Origin of the sequence: Streptomyces tuirus, assembly GCF_014701095.1 — a bacterium.
Taxonomy (GTDB): domain Bacteria; phylum Actinomycetota; class Actinomycetes; order Streptomycetales; family Streptomycetaceae; genus Streptomyces; species Streptomyces tuirus.
This window is the reverse complement of record NZ_AP023439.1, coordinates 2,660,220-2,680,701: the sequence shown is the minus strand read 5'-3', so window position 1 is coordinate 2,680,701 and position 20,482 is coordinate 2,660,220. Positions and strand designations below refer to the sequence as shown.

General features: G+C 70.8%; 16 protein-coding genes. 4 read left to right on the top strand and 12 right to left on the bottom strand.

Features of this window, described 5'->3' with window-relative positions:
• Positions 1-86 precede the first annotated feature (86 nt).
• On the top strand, positions 87-1,676 hold the full coding sequence (locus tag IGS69_RS12295) for a beta-N-acetylhexosaminidase (protein WP_190899123.1): 1,590 nt from the start codon (positions 87-89) through the stop codon (positions 1,674-1,676).
• A gap of 225 nt (positions 1,677-1,901) precedes the next feature.
• Here IGS69_RS12295 and IGS69_RS12290 read toward each other — a convergent pair whose 3' ends face one another.
• The 10 genes from IGS69_RS12290 to IGS69_RS12245 form a co-directional block, all read right to left on the bottom strand.
• Positions 1,902-3,671: an IucA/IucC family protein gene (locus IGS69_RS12290; RefSeq protein WP_190899120.1), complete on the bottom strand. Its 1,770-nt coding sequence runs from the start codon at positions 3,669-3,671 to the stop codon at positions 1,902-1,904.
• On the bottom strand, positions 3,668-4,219 hold the full coding sequence (locus IGS69_RS12285; protein ID WP_190899118.1) for a GNAT family N-acetyltransferase: 552 nt from the start codon (positions 4,217-4,219) through the stop codon (positions 3,668-3,670). The genes IGS69_RS12290 and IGS69_RS12285 overlap by 4 nt, the downstream gene beginning before the upstream one ends.
• The gene (locus tag IGS69_RS12280; RefSeq protein WP_190899116.1) at positions 4,216-5,502 is read right to left on the bottom strand and encodes a lysine N(6)-hydroxylase/L-ornithine N(5)-oxygenase family protein; all 1,287 of its coding nucleotides are present in this window, start codon (positions 5,500-5,502) and stop codon (positions 4,216-4,218) included. Before IGS69_RS12280 ends, IGS69_RS12285 begins: the two co-directional genes overlap by 4 nt.
• Positions 5,486-6,928 carry a lysine decarboxylase DesA gene (desA, locus tag IGS69_RS12275; RefSeq protein ID WP_190899114.1) on the bottom strand — a complete coding sequence of 481 codons (1,443 nt, stop codon included), beginning with the start codon at positions 6,926-6,928 and terminating at the stop codon, positions 5,486-5,488. The genes IGS69_RS12280 and desA overlap by 17 nt, the downstream gene beginning before the upstream one ends.
• A 154-nt stretch (positions 6,929-7,082) precedes the next feature.
• Complete coding sequence (locus IGS69_RS12270) at positions 7,083-7,937, bottom strand: siderophore-interacting protein (protein ID WP_190899112.1); 855 nt, start codon at positions 7,935-7,937, stop codon at positions 7,083-7,085.
• Between the two features lie 93 nt (positions 7,938-8,030).
• Positions 8,031-9,074 carry an ABC transporter substrate-binding protein gene (locus IGS69_RS12265; RefSeq protein WP_190899110.1) on the bottom strand — a complete coding sequence of 348 codons (1,044 nt, stop codon included), beginning with the start codon at positions 9,072-9,074 and terminating at the stop codon, positions 8,031-8,033.
• Between the two features lie 207 nt (positions 9,075-9,281).
• Positions 9,282-10,442, bottom strand: coding sequence for an acyl-CoA dehydrogenase family protein (locus IGS69_RS12260; protein WP_190899107.1), 1,161 nt, complete (start codon positions 10,440-10,442; stop codon positions 9,282-9,284).
• Between the two features lie 5 nt (positions 10,443-10,447).
• Positions 10,448-11,398: a hydroxymethylglutaryl-CoA lyase gene (locus tag IGS69_RS12255; RefSeq protein ID WP_190899105.1), complete on the bottom strand. Its 951-nt coding sequence runs from the start codon at positions 11,396-11,398 to the stop codon at positions 10,448-10,450.
• Positions 11,395-13,311 (bottom strand): acetyl/propionyl/methylcrotonyl-CoA carboxylase subunit alpha, encoded by a 1,917-nt coding sequence (locus IGS69_RS12250; RefSeq protein WP_190899103.1) that lies wholly within the window; start codon positions 13,309-13,311, stop codon positions 11,395-11,397. The genes IGS69_RS12255 and IGS69_RS12250 overlap by 4 nt, the downstream gene beginning before the upstream one ends.
• A 14-nt stretch (positions 13,312-13,325) precedes the next feature.
• Positions 13,326-14,942: a carboxyl transferase domain-containing protein gene (locus tag IGS69_RS12245; RefSeq protein WP_190899101.1), complete on the bottom strand. Its 1,617-nt coding sequence runs from the start codon at positions 14,940-14,942 to the stop codon at positions 13,326-13,328.
• Positions 14,943-15,029: 87 nt separating this feature from the next.
• Here IGS69_RS12245 and IGS69_RS12240 point away from each other — a divergent pair, with 87 nt between their 5' ends.
• From IGS69_RS12240 to IGS69_RS12230, 3 genes are all read left to right on the top strand, one after another.
• The gene (locus IGS69_RS12240; protein WP_190899098.1) at positions 15,030-15,623 is read left to right on the top strand and encodes an SACE_7040 family transcriptional regulator; all 594 of its coding nucleotides are present in this window, start codon (positions 15,030-15,032) and stop codon (positions 15,621-15,623) included.
• Positions 15,624-15,803: 180 nt separating this feature from the next.
• Positions 15,804-16,961, top strand: a complete 1,158-nt coding sequence (locus IGS69_RS12235) for an acyl-CoA dehydrogenase family protein (RefSeq protein ID WP_190899095.1) — start codon at positions 15,804-15,806, stop codon at positions 16,959-16,961.
• A gap of 35 nt (positions 16,962-16,996) precedes the next feature.
• On the top strand, positions 16,997-17,872 hold the full coding sequence (locus IGS69_RS12230) for an acyl-CoA thioesterase (protein WP_190899093.1): 876 nt from the start codon (positions 16,997-16,999) through the stop codon (positions 17,870-17,872).
• A 189-nt stretch (positions 17,873-18,061) separates the two neighbouring features.
• Here IGS69_RS12230 and IGS69_RS12225 read toward each other — a convergent pair whose 3' ends face one another.
• A complete protein-coding gene (locus IGS69_RS12225; RefSeq protein WP_190899091.1) occupies positions 18,062-18,850 on the bottom strand; it encodes a phosphatase in 789 nt (262 codons plus the stop codon).
• Positions 18,851-18,958: 108 nt separating this feature from the next.
• Entirely contained in the window at positions 18,959-20,443 is a 1,485-nt protein-coding gene (locus IGS69_RS12220; protein WP_190899089.1) for a PucR family transcriptional regulator, read from the bottom strand.
• Between the last annotated feature and the right edge of the window lie 39 nt (positions 20,444-20,482).

The window sequence follows — 20,482 nt, the reverse complement described above, 5'->3', positions numbered from 1 at the left end:
TGTTCCACCCGTCTCACGAGAGAGTGGTCCAGACCTCTTGGAGCTCAACGGCTCGTGGAAGGGACACACTTGTGAGAGATGGCCGTGTGAGACAGCACCGCAGAACGCTCCGCCTGCTCGGTTCCCTGCTGCTGGTCGCGATGGCCGCCTCGGTGACCGGGGCAGCCCCGGCACCGGCGGCATCGCCCACCCCGCTCGACCGGGTGATCCCCGCGCCCGCCTCGGTCGCCCCGGGCGGATCCCCGTACCGGATCACCCGCGGCACCCACATCCGCGTCGACGGCTCCCGGGAGACCCGGAGCGTCGGCGAGTACCTCGCGAAGATCCTGCGCCCCTCGACCGGCTACCGCCTCCCCGTCACCGCCCAGGGCGCCGGGGGCATCCGTCTGCGCCTGGCCGACGGCCCGTTCGGTGCCGAGGGCTACCGGCTCGACAGCGGCCGGGGCGGCGTCACCATCACCGCCGCCAAGCCCGCCGGGCTCTTCCACGGCGTGCAGACGCTGCGTCAGCTCCTGCCCGCGGCCGTGGAGAAGGACTCCGTCCAGCCCGGCCCCTGGCTGGTCGCCGGCGGCACGATCAAGGACACCCCGCGCTACGGCTGGCGCGGCGCCATGCTCGACGTCTCCCGCCACTTCTTCACCGTCGAGCAGGTCAAGCGCTACATCGACCAGCTCGCCCTCTACAAGATCAACAAACTGCATCTGCACCTCAGCGACGACCAGGGCTGGCGCATCGCCATCGACTCCTGGCCGCGTCTGGCCACCTACGGCGGTTCCACGGAGGTGGGCGGCGGCCCCGGCGGCTACTACACCAAGGCCGACTACCGGGACATCGTGCGCTACGCCTCCTCCCGTCACCTGGAGGTCGTGCCCGAGATAGACATGCCCGGCCACACGAATGCGGCGCTGGCTTCGTACGCCGACCTGAACTGCGACGGCGTCGCGCCGCCGCTCTACACCGGCACCGAGGTCGGCTTCAGCTCACTGTGCGCCGGCAAGGAGATCACGTACGACTTCGTGGACGACGTGATCCGGGAGCTCGCCGCGCTCACGCCGGGCAGGTACCTCCACATCGGGGGCGACGAGGCGCACTCCACCAGCCATGAGGACTACGTGAAGTTCATGGACCGCGTGCAGCCGATTGTCGCGAAGTACGGCAAGACGGTGGTGGGCTGGCACCAGCTGACCGGGGCGGTCCCGGCGAAGGGGGCTCTCGCGCAGTACTGGGGGCTGGACGGCACCAGTGCCGAGGAGAAGGCGCGGGTCGTAAGGGCCGCGCAGAGTGGGACCGGGCTGATTCTGTCCCCGGCGGACCGGGTGTATCTCGACATGAAGTACACGAAGGACACGCCGCTGGGGTTGTCCTGGGCGGGGTACGTCGAGGTGAAGCGGTCTTACGACTGGGATCCCGGGGCGTATCTGCCGGGGGTGCCGGACGGGGCCGTACGGGGTGTCGAGGCGCCGATGTGGTCGGAGACGCTGGAGAACTCCGGGCATGTGGAGTTCATGGCGTTTCCGCGGTTGCCCGGGGTTGCCGAGTTGGGGTGGTCTTCGGCGGGTTCTCATGACTGGGAGCGGTACAAGGGGCGGCTTGCTGCGCAGGCTGAGCGGTGGGATGCGCTGGGGATCGAGTGGTATCGGTCGCCGCAGGTTCCGTGGGGCTCTGCGGGGCGGTGAGTCGTCTGCGGGTGCGTGGGGGCTGGTCGCGCAGTTCCCCGCGCCCCTAAAGACTGCGCAGTTCCCCGCGCCCCCAAAAAGATTGCGCAGTTCCCCGCGCCCCCGATAAGACTGCGCAGTTCCCCGCGTGCCCAATAAGACTGCGCCGTTCCCCGCGCCCCCAAAGGGGCGCGAGGACAAGCACCCCGGAGGACCGTACTCCGGGGTGCTTGTCTGGCTGTGGGGTCAGAACCCCGCGATCGGATTTCTGAGGTTGCCCACCAGCTGGAGGGCGCCCGAGGGGTCCGACAGGTCGACCATCTGTTCGTTGTTGCGGAGTTGGAGGCGGTTGAGGCACGAGAGGGCGAACTCGGGGGCGAACATGTCGTACTGCTGGAACTTGTCCGCGAGTTCGGGCATCGAGTCCTGGTAGGCGCGGGTGACGTCCGCGACGGTGTGCCAGAAGTCGTCCTCCTCCAGGATGCCCTCGGTGGCGAGGTTCGCCGCGAGGAAGCGGAAGAAGCAGTCGAAGACGTCCGTGAAGATCGACAGGAGCTTCTTGTCCTCCGGGACCTCCACGCGCAGCCGCTCGACCGTCGGCGGCAGCACCGCGTCGGGGTCCATGACCGCGATCTCCTCGGCGATGTCCTTGTAGATCGCGCGCTGCACGACCCCGTCCTTCAGCACCAGGATGACGTTCTCGCCGTGCGGCATGAAGACCAGGTCGTAGGCGTAGAAGCTGTGCAGGAGGGGCGTGAAGTAGGCCCGGAGGTAATGGCGCAGCCACTCGGTGGGGGTGAGGCCCGACTGTTCGATCAGTGCGCCCGCGACCGAGGCACCCTCGTGGTCGACGTGGACCAGGGACGCCATCGTGGCCAGGGACTCGCCCTCCCGGAGGGACGGCACCGGGCTCTCCCGCCACAGCGCGGCGAGCATCTTGCGGTACGGCGAGTAGCGGTCCGTCGCCTGCTCGTACTCCAGGTGCCGGTAACCGACCGCCGCGCGCTCCTTGATGATCGACAGACCCGTGGACCTCAGCACCGGGTCGCCCTCGATGAGCTGGGCCAGCCAGTCGTTGATCGCCGGGGTGGCCTCCATGTACGCCGCCGACAGGCCGCGCATGAAACCCATGTTGATGACCGACAGCGCGGTTTTGACGTAGTGCTTCCCGGGGCTGGTCCGGTTGAAGAAGGTCCGGATGGACTGCTGGGCGAGGTACTCGTCGTCGCCCTCGCCCAGGCACACCAGGTGGCCCCGGGCGACCTCGGCGGCGAAGGTGACGGTGAGCTTGTTCCACCACTGCCAGGGGTGGACCGGGATGAACAGGTAGTCGGCGGGGTCCAGGCCCCGCTCGCGCAGGACGCCGTGGAAGCGCTCGACGGTCCGCTCGCCCAGCTCCTCGCGCAGGAACGACTCGTACTCGATGCCGACACCGGCCGTGAAGGCCGCCCGTGAGCGGTGGGCGGCCAGCCAGACCAGGCGGACCGGGCTCGCCGTCTCCGGCGCGTACGACAGGTACTCGTGGATGCCGAAGCCGAGCCGGCCGTTGTTGGCGACGAAGCAGGGGTGACCCTCGGTCATGCCGGTCTCGATGGCCTGGAAGTCGCCGCGCGCCAGCTCCGCCGCCATGATGTTCGGCTTGGTGAGCTTGTAGCAGGTGCCGGAGAGGGTGGAGGAGATCTCCTCCAGGTAGACCGGCAGGATGTCGTCGCTCAGCCCCAGGGACTTCCGCAGCTCGATGAAGAAGTCCAGGGGGGCGAGCGGGAGTTCGGCGCCGTCCCGGTGGCGGGTGATCGAGGCGGCGTCGATCTGCCAGTGGTCCAGGGCGCGGCGGGCGGCGGAGAAGCGGTAGCTGGTCAGGCCGTCGTCGCTGCGGACGACGTAGTGCTCGCCGTCCTGCTCGGGGGTGATCAGCCGCTCGTGCGCGAATTCGGCGAGCGCTTTGCGGACCAGCAGGCGGCCCGCCTGGTCCCAGCGCTCGGGGGACAGGTGTGCCACGGCGTCGGACAGGGTCATATCGCCACTCCTCGGGCAGCCAGGTACTGCTCACGCGTGCAGAAGCTGAGCAGCGCGCGCTTCTCCGGCTTGTCGATCTCGCGCTCGGCCACGAAGCCCACGGCCTCGTTGAGCGCATGTACTGCCTTGTTGCTCACGTCGGGTTCCACCACGACCCGGCGGGTGCGCGGGTCGGCGAACAGCTCGTCCATCACGGCTGTGATGACGGCCCTGGTGAAACCGTGGATCGGCCGGTCGGTCGGCGCGACCAGGAAGTGCATGCCGACGTCGCCGGGCTCCGGGTCGTACAGGCCTTCCAGCTCGACGTACCGGGGGTCGTACTTCTCCATCAGGAAGGCCGGCCGGCCCTCGTGCAGACCGAGGAACGCGTCGTGGTGCTCGTGCGCGGCGATCCGCATGTACTCGCGCTCGACGTCCTGGAGTTTCGCGTCCTGCATCATCCAGTAGGCCGCCTTGGGGTGGGTGACCCAGGAGTGCAGCAGCTCGGCGTCCCTCAGGGGGTCGAGCGGGCGGACGGTGAGTGTTCCGATGCCGGTGGTGGCGCTCATACGGCGAACTCCTGGAACGCGATGCTCTTCTCGACGGGGTAGTACTCGCTGCCGAGCAGCTCGCGGATGATGTACGCGTTCCGGTAGGGGCCCATGCCGAGATCCGGGCTGGTGATGCTGTGGGTGTGGACGCCGGCGTTCTGCAGGAAGATCCCCCGGCCGGTGACGTCGATCGCGTAGTTGCGGGCGACGTCGAAGTTGCCCTGGGAGTCGTAGACCAGGCGGTCCTTGACCGGGGCCAGGAACTCCGGCTCGGCGTACTTGTAGCCGGTGGCCAGGACCAGGCCCTGCGAGTCCAGCTCGAAGTCCTTGCCCTGCTCCTCCTGGCGGAAGCCGAGCGTGTACGTGCCGTTCTCGTACCGCGCGCTGTGCAGCGAGGAGTTGGTCAGCAGCCGGGTGGGGACGGGGCCGCCGAGGTTCTTCTGGTAGAGCAGGTCGAAGATCTCGTTGATGAGGTCGCCGTCGATGCCCTTGAACAGGCCCTTCTGCTCGGCCGTGAGGCGGTAGCGGGTCGCCTCGGGCAGCTCGCGGAAGTAGTCGACGTACTCCGGGGACGTCATCTCCAGCGTGAGCTTGGTGTACTCCAGCGGGAAGAAGCGCGGGGAGCGGGTGACCCAGTTCAGCCGGTAGCCGTGGACGTCGATCTCGCTGAGCAGGTCGTAGTAGATCTCGGCGGCCGACTGGCCCGAGCCGACCAGGGTGATCGAGTCCTTCTTCCGCAGCTCCGCCTTGCTGTCCAGGTAGCGGGAGTTGTGCAGGAAGTCGCCGCCCAGGCCCTGGCAGGCCTCGGGTATGTGGGGCGGGGTGCCGGTGCCGAGGACCAGGCGACGGGCCCGGTAGATGTCGCCGGCGGTGGTCCGCACGACGTAGAGCTCGTCCTCGTACGTCACCTCGGCGACCGTCGTGCCGAAGCGGATGCTGCTCAGTTTGCCCGCGGCCCAGCGGCAGTAGTCGTCGTACTCGACGCGCAGCGGGTAGAAGTTCTCGCGGATGTAGAACGAGTACAGCCGGCCCTTCTCCTTCAGGTAGTTCAGGAAGGAGTACGGGGACGTCGGGTCGGCGAGGGTGACCAGGTCCGACATGAACGGGGTCTGGAGGTGGGCGCCGTCCAGGAACATGCCCGCGTGCCACTCGAAGTCGGGCTTCGACTCCAGGAAGATGCCGTCGAGCTCGTCGATCGGCTCGGTCAGGCAGGCGAGGCCGAGGTTGAACGGGCCGAGCCCGATCCCTACGAAGTCATGAGTCGCAGGGGAAGGGGCCGGGTTGTCAGGACGCGCGGTCAAGGGACTCTCCCAGGTACTGCTCGGCGTGGCCGGCGATCAGATCGAGGACGGCGGCGATGTCGGAGGCCTGCGTCTCGGGGTTGAGCAGGGTGAACTTCAGGTAGTGGCGGCCGCCGACCTTGGTGCCCGCGACGATGGCGTCACCGGAGGCGAACAGGGCCTTGCGGGCGTAGAGGTTGGCGCGGTCGATCTCGGCGGGGTCGGTGACGGCCGCCGGGATGTAGCGGAAGACGAGGGTGGACAGGCTCGGCTCCACGACGACGTCGAAGCGCGGGTCGGCGGCGATCAGCCGCCAGCCCTCCCGGGCCAGCTCGCACACCTCGTCGAAGAGCTGCCCGATGCCGTCGGCGCCCATGGTCCGCAGGGTCATCCACAGCTTGAGGGCGTCGAAGCGGCGGGTGGTCTGCAGGGACTTGTCCACCTGGTTGGGGATGCGCTCCTCCACCATGCGCCGCGGGTTGAGGTACTCGGCGTGGTAGGTGGCGTGGCGCAGCGTGGCCGCGTCCCGCACGAGCACGGCCGAGGAACTCACCGGCTGGAAGAAGGACTTGTGGTAGTCGACGGTGACCGAGTCGGCGCGCTCGATGCCGTTGAGGCGGTCGCGGTGCTTCAGGGAGGCGAGCAGGCCGCAGCCGTAGGCGGCGTCGACGTGCATCCAGGTGCCGAACTGCTCGCACAGCTCGGCGATCTCGGGCAGCGGGTCGATGGAGCCGAAGTCGGTGGTGCCGGCGGTGGCGACGACGGCCATGGGGACGAGGCCGGCGTCCTTGCAGCGCTCCAGCTCGCGGGCGAGGGCGACGGTCTGCATGCGCTTGTCCTGGTCGACGGGTATGGAGACCACGGCGTCCTGGCCGAGCCCGAGCAGCTTCGCGGACTTCTTCACGCTGAAGTGGCTGACCTCGGAGGCGAAGATGCGCAGTGTGGCCAGGGTGTCGCTCTTGGCCTCCTCACGGGCGAGCAGCAGCGCCTGGAGGTTGGACTGGGTGCCGCCGGAGGTGAACACACCGTCGGCGGCCGGGCCGAGGCCGATCCGCTCGGTCGTCCAGTCGATCAGTTTCCGCTCGATGAGCGTGCCGCCGGCCGACTGGTCCCAGGTGTCGAGGGAGGAGTTCACCGCGGACAGGACGGCCTCACCGAGCACGGCCGGGATGACGACCGGGCAGTTGAGGTGGGCCAGGTAGCGGGGGTGGTGGAAGTAGATCGCGTCCCGGAGGTAGACCTCCTCCAGTTCGTCGAGCACCGCGCCGGTGTCGTGCAGCGGCTGGTCGAGGTCGATCCCGTCGATGCGCGGGGCGAGCGCGTCGACGGTGATGCCGGTGAACGGCCGGTCGGTGGCGGCGAGTTTGGCGGCCACCCGCTCGACTCCGTCGGTCACGGAGCGGCGGTACTGCTCCGCGGTGGTGTCGTTGAGCAGGTGCGAGCGCATGTGGGGGTCCTCCGGTGGGGACAGTCCGGTGTGGGACGGGATGGGCTGGTCTCCGTCCTTAACTTAGGTAAGCCTAACCTAACTTGATCGAGAGAAGGGCAGGCGCTGCCGTGACGGTGGTCACTCGTGTCACGTCAACGCCGGTGAGCTGCGGCTACGCTTCCGCCCGCAGCTGCTCCTCGCTCACACCGCGCCGCCAGTAGCCGACGAACGTCACCCTGCGGCGGTCGATCCCGCGCTCGCGCACGAAGTGCCGGCGCAGCTCCTTCACACACCCGGACTCGCCGGCGATCCAGACGTACGGCCGCTCGGCCGCGGGCAGATGGGCGGCGCGGAGGGCGTCGAGGGCCATGGGGGACCCCTCGGTGCCCTTGTCCTCCCGGACCAGCCAGGTGATCTCGGCGTCGGCCTCTGTCACCAGGTCCTGGATGTCGCCGGCGTGCGGGACCTCCAGCCAGACCCGGGCGCGGGTGCCGGCGGGCAGCGCCTCGACGATGGCCGAGGCGGCCGGTACGGCGGTCTCGTCGCCCCAGACGACGACGAGGTCGGTGTCCTCGGGCGGCCGGAACCGGATCGCCCGGTTGTCGGCGACGGCCGGCCCGAGGAGCAGGACCCGGTCGCCGGCGGCGGCCCGGGCGGCCCAGCGGGAGGCGGGACCGGCCTGGACCGTGGCGCCCGGCTCGATGCCGTGCAGGGCGAAGTCGATATCGATCTCGTCCGGGTCGCGGCGCAGGGCGCGCAGGGTGTACGACCGCATCACGGCCCGTACGCCGTCCGGGAGTTCACGCCAGCCCTGCCACCAGCCGTCCCCGAGTTCGAGCGGGACGACCGGCTCGGGCTGCCCGGGGTGCGGCAGGAACAGCGACAGGGACTGGTCGTGCCCGTCGGAGTGGAAGGCGTGCAGATCGGGCCCCCCGAAGGTGACCCGGACCAGAGACGGACCGAGCCGCCTCGTCCGCACGACCTGGAGGGAGAAGAAGCGGAACGGGGCGGCTACGGCGGTGGTCACGTGCGGCTCCTGGACGTCAGGAAGGGGAGGGGGTCAGGCGACCTTCTTGGGGGTCAGGCGACCTTCTTGGGGGTCAGGCGACCGTCTTGGGGGTCAGACGACCTTCTTGGCCGACTCGATGGCCTTCGCGAGGTTCTCCACCAGAGGCGTGCACTTGTCGTACGACAGGATCGGCTCGGGCGAACGCGAGATGACCTGACCGGCCTTGACCGCGGGCAGCTTCTTCCAGGTCGCCTCGGTGATGTCGGCCGGCTGGATGGTCGAGGCGCGGTCGTCCATCATGATGACGTCCGCCGGGTACTTGTCGACGTTCTCCCAGCTGAGGTTCTCGAACCAGCCGCCGCTGGCCTCCATGGCCTTCTTCGGGGGCTCCACGAAGTTCACGCCGAGGGCCTTGAAGTACTCCAGGTCGATGGAGAAGTTGGAGCCGGAGACGTAGAAGATGGCGTCCGAGGCGGAACCGGCCAGCACCTTGATCTCGGGGCGGGACTTGGCGGCCTTGCGCAGCCGCTCGGAGGCGGCCTCGAAACGCTTCTTCGCGTCGACGGCCTTCGCGGCCTTCAGGTCGGCGCCGAGCGACTCGGCGAGCTCGGCCATGCGCTGCAGCGGCTTCGGCATCTGACGGTCGAAGACCGACAGCGCGACGCTCGGGGCGAGCTTGGCGATCTTGTCCTTGGACGCCAGCGGGACGTACCAGAGGCTGCCGGCGGCGTCGAAGGTGGTGGTGATGAGCACCTCGGGCTGGAAGGCCGCGTACTGCTCGACGTTGAACTGGTCGAACCTGTTGCCGAAGACGGTCAGCTTGCTGACGTCCATGTCGCCGGCCTGGACGTCTGCCTTGCCGTCCTTGGTCTTGGTCGGGCCGAAGACGCCCTTGACCTCGATGCCGTAGTCGTACAGGGCGGCGGCGACACCGGTGAACGCGACGATCTTCGTGGGGACGTGGTCCAGGCTCACGGCCTTGCCGCGGTCGTCCTTGAAGGACCACGGGCCGGACTTCTTGGCACCCTTCGCGTCCGAGCCGCCGTCCTTGGAGTCCTCACTGCCACACGCGGTCACGAGGGCGCCGAGCCCGAGAGCACCACCGGCGGCGAGCAGGCCGCGGCGGGAGTAACGGGCGGTTCTGGCGTTCGACATGACGGGATCTGCTTTCGTGCGTACGGAGCCACTGCGGGCACGGCTGACAGCCGCTTGGCTGGAATCAGGCTTAGGTTAGCCTAACCTGAGATCAAGTCCAGGGGGTCGGGGGGTGTGTGCCCGGGCGCGGAGGCGGAGATGCGAACGGGCGCAGTGATCCGAGTCACTGCGCCCGTCGGCTGGGGCCTTGGGCCCCGGTTCCGTCGCTCAGCCCGCCAGCCCCAACTCCCGGGCGATCAGCATGCGCTGGACCTCGCTCGTGCCCTCGCCGATTTCGAGGATCTTGGAGTCTCGCCACATGCGGGCCACCGGGTATTCGTTCATGAAGCCGTAGCCGCCGTGGATCTGGGTGGCCTCCCGGGCGTTGTCCACCGCGACCGTGGAGGAGTGGAGCTTGGCGAGGGCCGCTTCCTTCTTGAAGGGCTCGCCGGCGACCAGGCGGGCCGCGGCGTCGCGCCAGGCGAGGCGGGACGTGTGGGCCTTCAGCTCCATGTCGGCGATCTTGAACTGGATGGCCTGGTTGGCGGCGATGGGCTTGCCGAAGGCGTGGCGCTCCTTGGCGTATTTGATCGACTCGTCCACACAGCCTTGCGCCAGACCCGTCGCCAGCGCAGCGATCGCGATGCGGCCCTCGTCGAGGATGCGCAGGAACTGGGCGTAGCCGCGGCCCTCCTCGCCCAGGAGGTTCTCCGCCGGGACGCGGACGTCCGTGAAGGACAGCTCGCGGGTGTCCGAGGCGTTCCAGCCGACCTTGGAGTAGGGGGCCGCGACCGTGAAGCCGGGGGTGCCGGACGGGACGATGATCGAGGAGATGTGGGGCCTGCCGTCGGGCTTGCGGCCCGTGACCGCCGTGACCGTCACCAGGCCGGTGATGTCCGTGCCCGAGTTGGTGATGAAGCACTTCGTGCCGTTGATGACCCACTCGTTGGTGGCGGAGTCCAGACGGGCCGTCGTACGGGTCGCGCCCGCGTCGCTGCCGCCGTCCGGCTCCGTCAGGCCGAACGCGCCCAGGAGTTCGCCCGAGCAGAGGCGGGGGAGCCATTCCCGCTTCTGGGCCTCGGTGCCGTAGAGGTGGATCGGCATCGCGCCGAGCGAGACGCCGGCCTCGAGCGTGATCGCCACCGAGGAGTCGACCCGCGCCAGTTCCTCCAGGGCCACGCCGAGGGCCAGGTAGTCGCCGCCCATGCCGCCGTACTCCTCCGGGAACGGCAGGCCGAACAGGCCCATGCGGCCCATCTCCCGGACGATCTCGTACGGGAACTCGTGCCGCTCGTAGAAGTCGCCGATCTTCGGCGCCACCACCTCGTGCGCGAACTCCTCGACCGTACGGCGGAGTTCCTCCAGCTCGGGGGAGAGACGGTAGTCCATGGTGATCAGTGCTCCTCGGTGTCCTCGTGGGACAGGGCTCGGACGGTGCGGGACGGGCTGGGTCGGCCCAGGTGGGTGGCCATCCACGCGCTGGTGGCGACGAGGCGGCCGAGGTCGATTCCGGTGTCGATGCCGAGGCCCCGCAGCATCCACACGAGGTCTTCGGTGGCGAGGTTGCCCGTCGCCGACTTCGCGTAAGGGCAACCGCCGAGGCCGCCCGCGGACGCGTCGATCGTCGTGACGCCCTGCTGGAGTGCCGCCAAGGTGTTGGCGAGGGCCTGGCCGTAGGTGTCGTGGAAGTGGACCGCGAGCGTGGCGGGCGGGATGCCCGCCTCGTCCAGGGCCGCCAGGAGTGCGACCACGTGGCCCGGCGTCGCCACGCCGATCGTGTCGCCCAGGCTCAGCTCGTCGCAGCCCATGTCCAGCAGCGCCCGGCAGACCTTCACCACCTGCGGGACCGGGACCGCGCCCTCCCAGGGGTCGCCGAAGCACATCGAGAGGTAGCCGCGGACGTGGACCTCATCGGCCTTCGCGCGGGCCACCACCGGCTCGAACATCGCCAGTGCCTCGTCCACCGTGCGGTTGAGGTTGGCCTTGGCGAAGGACTCCGTCGCGCTGGCGAAGACCGCCACCCGCCGGGCGCCCAGCGCCAGGGCGCGGTCCAGGCCCCTCTCGTTCGGGACGAGCACCGGGAGCGCCACCGGGAGGTCGCCGACGAGAGGGAACAGCCGCTCCGCGTCCGCCAGTTGGGGGACCCACTTGGGGTGGACGAAGCTCGTCGCCTCGATCGTCGTCAGGCCCGCGTCGGCCAGGCGGCGGATGAACTCCGCCTTGACCTCCGTGGGGACCGTCGCCTTCTCGTTCTGCAGGCCGTCGCGCGCGCCGACCTCGTGGATGCGGACGCGGGTGGGCAGGTCCCTGCTCGGGACGGCCATCGGGAGCCCTGGAACCGTCATTCCGCCGCCTCCTCGTGCGGTGCGATGACCGCCAGCACCTGGTCCATGGCGACCGTGCTGCCGGGGGCCACGTCCAGCTCGGTGACCTTGCCGGCGTGCGGCGCGGCGATGACGTGCTCCATCTTCATCGCCTCCACCACCAGCAGGCTCTGACCGGCGCTCACCTCGTCGCCGACGGCGACCTTCACCACCGTCACCGTGCCGGGCATCGGCGCGGTCAGCGAGTCGGCGCCCGCGTGGGCGGCGCGGGTGAGCGACGCGGCGACCGGGTCGTGGTCGCGCACCTGCCAGGCGTCGCCGTCGCGGCCGAGCCAGTCGGCGGCGCGGTGGAACGTGTGGCGGACGCCGTCCAGCGTGACGGAGACCCGGTCGGCGGTGACCGTGGCCCCGCCGCGCGGGGTGTGCTCCACGGGCTCCTGCACCCGCAGGGGGAAGACCGGCCGCTTCGGCTCGCCGCCCAGGCGCCAGCCGCTCGGCACCGAGAACGGGTCCGTCCAGCCGCCCGGCTCCGGCTTCAGGGCCTCGAGGCGTACGGCCGCCGCCGCCTCGTACACCTCCTCCGGTACGTCCGTGGGGACCAGCCCCTCGACCTCGCGCTCGACCAGGCCCGTGTCCATGTCGCCGGAGACGACATCGGGGTGGGCGAGCAGGCGGCGCAGGAACCCGGCGTTGGTCTGCACGCCGAGCGTGACCGTCTCCGCCAGGGCCGCCCGGAGTTTGCGCAGGGCGGTCGCGCGGTCGGGGCCGTAGGCGATGACCTTGGAGAGCATCGGGTCGTAGAGGCTGCCGACCTCTGTGCCCTCGGTGAGGCCCGAGTCGGTGCGGACGCCGTCGCCCTGCGGCTCGCGCAGCTTCAGCACCGTGCCGCCGGAGGGGAGGAAGCCGCGGGCCGGGTCCTCGGCGCAGATGCGGGCCTCCACGGCGTGACCGGTCAGCCGTACGTCTTCCTGGGTGAAGCCGAGGGGCTCTCCGGCCGCCACCCGCAGCTGCCATTCGACCAGGTCCAGGCCCGTGATCAGCTCCGTGACCGGGTGCTCCACCTGGAGGCGGGTGTTCATCTCCATGAAGTAGTACGACGACGGGTCGTTGCCGGGGACGATGAACTCCACTGTGCCCGCGCCCTGGTAGCCGCAGGAGCGGGCCGCCTGGACCGCCGCCTCGCCCATCGCGGAGCGCGTCTCCTCATCGAGGAGGACGCTCGGCGCCTCCTCGATGATCTTCTGATGGCGGCGCTGGAGGGAGCACTCGCGCTCCCCGAGATGGACCACGCTTCCGTGTCCGTCCGCCAGGACCTGGATCTCGATGTGCCGGGGACGGTCGATCCATCGCTCGACGAGAAGTGTGTCGTCGCCGAAGGAGGCCCGGGCCTCCCGGCGGGCCGACGCGATCTCGTCCTCCAGCCGGGTCAGGTCCCGCACCAGGCGCATGCCCTTGCCGCCGCCGCCCGCGCTGGGCTTCAGCAGCACGGGCGCGCCCAGCTCGCGGGCCGCCCCGGCCAGATCCGGGTCACGCCCGCCGGGCACGACCGGCACTCCGGCCTTCTGGACCGTCTCCTTGGCGCGGATCTTGTCGCCCATCAGCGCGATCGCGTCCGCCGGGGGGCCGATGAAGACCAGGCCGGCCTCGGCGCAGGCGCGCGCGAAGGCGGCGTTCTCGGCGAGGAAGCCGTAGCCGGGGTGGACGGCCTGGGCGCCCGTGCGCGCCGCCGCCTCCAGCAGGCGTTCCACCGAGAGGTAGCTCTCGGAGGCCGGGGGCGGTCCGATCCGGACCGCCGTGTCCGCCTCGCGGACGTGCCGGGCGTCGGCGTCCGCGTCGGAGAAGACGGCCACCGAGCGCACGCCCATCGACCGCAGCGTACGGATCACCCGTACGGCGATCTCGCCGCGGTTGGCCACCAGTACTGTCTCGAACATCGTCGTCCGTCCCCTCACATCCGGAAGACGCCGAACTGGGGGTCACCCAGGGGCGCGTTGGCGCACGCGGTCAGGGCCAGGCCCAGGACCTGACGGGTGTCCAGCGGGTCGATCACACCGTCGTCCCAGAGGCGGGCCGACGCGTAGTAGGCGTTGCCCTGGCGCTCGTACTGGGCGCGGATCGGGGCCTTGAAGGCGTCCTCGTCCTCCGCGGACCAGTCTTCGCCGCGGCCCTCCAGCTGGTCCCGCTTGACGGTCGCGAGGACCGAGGCGGCCTGCTCGCCGCCCATCACCGAGATCTTGGCGTTCGGCCACATCCACAGGAAGCGGGGGGAGTACGCCCTGCCGCACATGGAGTAGTTGCCCGCGCCGTACGAGCCGCCGACCACGACCGTCAGCTTCGGTACGCGGGTGCAGGCCACCGCCGTGACCATCTTGGCGCCGTGCTTGGCGATGCCGCCCGCCTCGTAGTCCTTGCCGACCATGAAGCCCGAGATGTTCTGGAGGAAGACCAGGGGGATGCCGCGCTGGTCGCACAGCTCGATGAAGTGGGCGCCCTTCTGGGCGGACTCGGAGAACAGGATGCCGTTGTTGGCGACGATGCCCACCGGGTGGCCGTGGATCCGGGCGAAGCCCGTGACCAGGGTCTGGCCGAACTCGGACTTGAACTCGGCGAAGCGGGAGCCGTCGACGACCCGGGCGATGATCTCGCGCACGTCGTAGGGGGTGCGGGAGTCGACCGGGACCGCGCCGTAGAGGCTGTGCGGGTCGACCTTCGGCTCCGTCGCCTCCGTGACCTCCCAGGGGAGTGCTCCTCGGGAGGGGAGCGTGGAGACGATGGTGCGGACGATGCGGAGCGCGTGCGCGTCGTTCTCCGCGAGGTGGTCGGTGACGCCCGAGGTGCGGGAGTGGACCTCGCCGCCGCCGAGCTCCTCCGCCGTGACGACCTCGCCGGTGGCCGCCTTCACCAGGGGCGGGCCGCCCAGGAAGATGGTGCCCTGGTCGCGGACGATCACCGCCTCGTCGCTCATCGCCGGGACGTACGCCCCACCGGCCGTGCAGGAGCCGAGGACGGCCGCGATCTGGGGGATGCCGGCGCCGGACATGCGGGCCTGGTTGTAGAAGATGCGGCCGAAGTGGTCGCGGTCCGGGAAGACCTCGTCCTGCATGGGGAGGAAGGCGCCGCCGGAGTCCACCAGGTAGACACAGGGGAGGCGGTTGTCGAGGGCGACCTCCTGGGCGCGGAGGTGCTTCTTGACCGTCATCGGGTAGTACGTGCCGCCCTTGACCGTGGCGTCGTTGGCGATGACCACCGTCTCGCGGCCGCTGACCCGGCCGATGCCGGCGATGACGCCGGCGGCCGGGGCCTGCCCCTCGTACATCCCGTCGGCCGCGAGCGGGGCCAGCTCCAGGAAGGGCGAGCCCGGGTCGAGGAGGGTGTCCACGCGGTCGCGGGGGAGCAGCTTGCCGCGGGCCGTGTGGCGGGCGCGGGCCCTCTCGCCGCCGCCCTGTGCGGCGGCGGCGAGCTTGGTGCGCAGCTCCTCGACGAGGGCGTGGTGCCCCTCCTCGTTGGCCCGAAAGGCCTCCGACGCGGGGTCTGCCGCGCTCGTGAGCTCCGGTGCCTCGTGCATCCTGCGGGTCCCCTCACCTTGTTAATGAGCGTTAACGCATTTCCTTCAGGTTAACGACCGCTAACCTCCCTGTCTAGAATTGTTTTCATGGCCACCAGAACCGACGCCCCCACCCGCCGTGAGCAGATCCTCAAGGAGGCCGCTCGGCTGTTCGCCGAGCGGGGCTTCCATGGGGTCGGAGTCGACGAGATAGGCGCCGCGGTCGGGATCAGCGGGCCCGGGCTGTACCGGCACTTCGCGGGCAAGGACGCGATGCTCGCGGAGCTGCTGGTGGGGATCAGCGGGCAGTTGCTGACCGGGGCGAAGCGGAGGCTGGCGGAGGCGGACGGGGGTGGGGCGGAGGCGGTCCTCGACTCGCTGATCGAGGGACACATCGACTTCGCGCTCGACGACCGGCCTCTGATCACCCTGCACGACCGTGAGCTGGACCGCCTCCGGGACACCGACCGGAAGATGGTGCGGCAGTTGCAGCGGCAGTATGTGGAGCTGTGGGTCGGGGTGGTGCGGGAGGTGTACCCGGGGTTGGGGGAGCCTGCGGCCCGTTCTGCCGTGCACTCGGTGTTCGGGTTGCTGAACTCGACGCCGCATCTGGGGAGGGCGGGGTCGTTGCCCGGGCGGGGCGCTACGGCGGAGTTGTTGCACCGGATGGCCCGGGGGGCGTTTGCGGCGGCGGTCGATTAGGGGCCTTCGCTCGGCCACCCGCCGCCTCTGCCGGCCGGGAGGCTGGACTCGCCCCGGGGCTCCGCCCCGGACCCCGGCGTGACGAGCGTTACCCCGCCCCCACCCTGGACGGTCGTTGATACCCGCCGGTATCTTGGGCTGAGCAAGCGCTTAGACATGCGAAGTCGTGGAGGTGGCGGCGTGCGCCGTACGGTGTTCAACGAGGATCACGAGGCGTTCCGGGAGACCATCCGCGCCTTCATCGAGGCCGAGGTCGTACCGGTGTACGACGAGTGGTTCGCGGCGGGTCAGGCGCCCCGCGACTTCTACTACAAGCTCGGTGAGCTGGGCATCTTCGGCATCAACGTGCCCGAGGAGTTCGGCGGCGCGGGCCTGGACAGCCACAAGTTCGAGGCCGTTCTGTACGAGGAGACCGCTCGTGCGGGCGTCGCGTTCGGCGGCTCCGGCGTGCACGTGCTGCTCGCCCTGCCGTACCTCAAGATGCTCGCCACCGACGAGCAGAAGAAGCGGTTCCTGCCGAAGTTCGTCTCCGGCGAGGAGATGTGGGCCATCGCGATGACCGAGCCGGGCACCGGTTCCGACCTCGCGGGCATGAAGTCCACCGCCAAGCTGAGCGAGGACGGCACGCACTACGTCCTCAACGGCGCCAAGACCTTCATCACCGGCGGCGTGCACGCCGACCGCATGATCGTCTGCGCCCGTACCTCCGCGCCGACCGCCGAGGACCGCCGCCACGGCATCTCCCTGTTCGCCGTGGACACCAAGTCCGAGGGCTACTCGGTCGGCCGCAAGCTCGACAAGCTGGGCCTGAAGACCTCCGACACCGCCGAGCTCGCGTTCGTCGACGTCAAGGTGCCCGTCGAGGACCTGCTCGGCGAGGAGAACAAGGGCTTCTACTACCTCGGCCGCAACCTGGCCTCCGAGCGCTGGGGCATCGCCTTCGGCGCCTACGCCCAGGCCAAGGCCGCCGTGCGGTTCGCCAAGCAGTACGTCCAGGACCGCACCGTCTTCGGCAAGACGGTCGCCTCCTTCCAGAACACCAAGTTCGAGCTGGCCGCCTGCCAGGCCGAGGTGGACGCCGCCGAGGCCGTCGCCGACCGCGCGACCGAGGCCCTGGACGCCGGTGAGCTCACCCCCGCCGAGGCCGCGAGCGCCAAGCTGTTCTGCACCGAGGTCGCCCACCGCGTCATCGACCGCTGCCTCCAGCTGCACGGCGGCTACGGCTTCATGAACGAGTACCCGATCGCCCGCCTGTACGCGGACAACCGCGTCAACCGCATCTACGGCGGCACCAGCGAGATCATGAAGTCGATCATCGCCAAGAACATGGGCCTGTAAGCCCCCGGTAACGACTGGCATATACAACTGACTTCATGAGCCAGGCACTCCAGGATCTCCTCGATCTGCTCGACCTCGAGCGGATCGAGGAGAACATCTTCCGCGGCCAGTCCCGGTCCGCCGTGGTCCCCCGGGTCTTCGGCGGCCAGGTCGCGGCCCAGGCGCTGGTCGCCGCCGGGCGTACCGTCCCGGCGGACCGGCCGCCCCACTCGCTCCACGCGTACTTCCTGCGCATGGGCGACCCCGGCGCGCCCATCGTCTACGACGTCGAGCGCATCCGCGACGGCCGCTCCTTCACCACCCGGCGGGTGGTGGCGGTCCAGCACGGCCGGCCGATCTTCTCGCTGTCCGCGTCCTTCCAGGAGCACGAGGAGGGCATGGACCACCAGGCGCCCATGCCGCCCGCCCCGGACCCGGCGGCTCTGCCCACCTCGCAGGACCGGTTCCGCGGCTACGACCACCTCGACCCCAAGGTCGTCGAGCACTTCCTCGCCGCCCGCGAGGCCATCGACCTGCGCTATGTCGAGGAGCCGCCCTACGGGCAGTACGGAGAGCCCCGCGAGCCGCACTCCCAGGTGTGGTTCCGCACCAACGGCAAGCTAGACGGGCCGCTCGACAGCGCCCTGCTGCACATCGTCCTCGCCACCTACGTCTCCGACATGACCCTGCTCGACTCGGTCCTGCTCGCGCACGGCCGCGGCGGCTGGGCGGTCGGCGACGTCGTCGGGGCCTCACTGGACCACGCCATGTGGTTCCACCGGCCCTTCCGCGCCGACGAATGGCTGCTGTACGACCAGGAGTCGCCCTCGGCGTCCGGCGGCCGCGGCCTCGGCCAGGCCCGCATCTACACCCAGGACGGCCGGCTCGCCGTATCGGTCATCCAGGAGGGCGTCGTGCGCGTTCCGCGCTGAGCCGTGCGGATTCCCCCTGCTGAGCCGTGCGCGTTCCCCTGCTGAGCGTGTGCGGCCGCCGAGCTGAGAGTGCTCGGCCGGTTGGGGCGCGACCTGCCCCCGGTGGCACCCGCGCTCGCGCTTCCACGCCGACGGCATCCTCGACGAGTCGCGGGTGTGCCCGGGGCGCCGGGCACCGCCGTCCGCCGGTCAGTCCAGCCCCGCCGCCGCCAGCAGGTACGCCGTCATCGGGTCGTAGTGGCGGGGGCTGATCACGTGGTCGTCGAGGGGCACCGTCACCTGCACCGTGCCCTCGGCCTCGGCGATGAACAGGGCCGGGTCGTTGCAGTCGGCGTAGCCGACGGAGTCGACGCCGTGCCGGCCCGCGTAGCCCGCCCAGCCGTGGTCGGCGACGACCAGGTCGGGCAGCGGGCGGCCCTCGCGCTCCAGGCCCTTCAGGATCGCCTTCATGGGTTCGCCCGAGTGGGTGTGCCACAGGGTGGCGCCGTGCTCCAGGACCGCCACGTCCGCGAACTGCATCACGTAGCCTTCCTCGGTCGTCAGCCCGTCGGGGATGACGACGATCTCGCAGCCGGCCGCGCGCAGCGCCGCCGCGGTCGCGCGGTGCACGTCGAGGAGGCCACCGGGGTGGCCGGTGGCGAACAGGACGCGCTGCTGCCCGTCCGCCGCCTTGCGCAGCCGCCCGGCCATCCGCTCCAGACCGTCGACGGTCAGCTCCGGGTCGATGGTGTCCTGGCCGTACCGGTATTCGGGGTCGTCGTTCACACCGACCCGCTCCGCCATCACCGCGAGGACGTCCTGCTCGTCGCTCCAGCGGTCGCCGAGTTCCAGCCCGAGCCAGTAGTGGCGGTCGCCGTTCGCGAGCTTGCGGTAGTGGGAGAGGTTGTTCTCGCGGGGGGTGGCGACGTCGCCCGCGATGCGCGTCCTGACGAGGTGTTCGACGAGTTCGGCGCGGCTGGGTGTCCCGGATATCGGCATGACAACCATTGTGAGGCAGCCGACCGCGGGCGTCCCTGGCGTATCGCGCGCTGGGACGTGCGTCACGTACTCAGCGGCACACCGCTCACGTACTCAGATGTGCCGTACTCAGATGTGCCGCAGCGCGAACCAGAGTTCCATCCGTACGTCCGGGTCGTCGAGGTCCGTCGCGAGCAGGGCCGCGCAGCGGGTGATGCGCTGGCGCACGGTGTTGCGGTGCACGGACAGGGCGACGGCCGTGCGGTCCCAGCTGCCGTGCAGGGAGAGCCAGGTGCGCAGGGTCTCGGTGAGCGCGGGGTGGGCCGTGACGGGGGCGAGCAGGGCGCGGGCGTGGGCCGCCGCCTCGCCGGGCGGGACCAGGTCGGCGAGGGCGGGGCGTGCGCCGTGCCGGAGCAGCGGGGCGCGGGTGGCGCGGGCCTGGGCCAGGGCGCGGGCGGCCTGGGTGTCCGCCATGGGCCACTCCTCCGGCGCCACGGCGGCGCTGACGCCCAGGGTCCAGCCGGGCAGCGGGGCGCCCGGCGCCCGGTCGGCCGGGACCAGGACCCGTACGACGTCCCCCGCCGGGTCGACCAGCGCGGACCCGAGCGCGGCGCCGAGCGCGGAGGCCGCGACGGGGTCGGGGGCGCCGTCCCCGTCCGGCCGGGCCCGCACGACGACCCACGGCCCCTCGCCGAGCAGCGGCGCGACCTCCTCGGGGGAGACGCCCAGCAGCATCCGCACCAGCGCGGAGGACCGGGCGGCCCCGGTGCCGCTCTGCTGCTCGCCGGTCAGCAACGACAGCAGCACGGCCGCGACGGAGGCGACGGTGTGGTCGCCGGCGGTCCGCTGCGGCGCGGCGACCCCGAGCACGAACCCGTGCCCGGCGCCCAGACCGTAGGCGGCGAGGTGCAGTCCGGCGACGGAGTCGGTGGCGGAGGCGGGGGCGGGCCGCTCACCGGGGCCGTCGGCAGGCCGTACCACCTGCGCGAGCCGCGTCAGCGCACCCCGGGCCCCGTCCCCGGGCTCCCGCCCCGCCCCCGCGATCTCCGTCCCCTCCGGCCCGTACAGCACCGCCCAGCCGCCCAGCCGCTGGGCGAGTTGGCGGAGCACGGACGGGACCGGGTCGGGGCGGGACGCGGCGGTGGCGAGGCCCTGCTGGGCGTCGGTGACATGGCGGAGTTCGGCGAGACGGGCCCGGGCCATCAGCTGCCAGACCGCGCGGGCCACGCCCGAGAAGGTGGTCCGGGGCGGCACCTCCAGCAGGGGCAGGCCGTGCGAGGCGCAGGCCGCGACCAGTGCCTCCGGCACCGTGTCGTGCACCGGCGCCACCCCGAAGCCGAGGGCCGCGCCGCCCGCGGCCACGATCCGGGAGACGTAGTCGTCGAAGTACGAGGTCTCCGGGCCCGCCCCCGGCGGGATGTGCACGCCTGCGGTGAGCAGCAGCTCACCGCCGAGCAGATACGGATAGGGGTCGGCCATCTCCGAGGTGTGCACCCAGTGGACGACGACGTCCTCGGCGGGCGGTCCCGCGATCTGCCGCAGTGCCAGGTCCTCGCGGGCCAGCAGCGCGGTCAGCGGGACGGGCGGGGTGGGCGGAACCGCCGGTTCCGGCATGGTGTGCGTTCCCTCCATCCAGCACCGGCTCCAATGGAT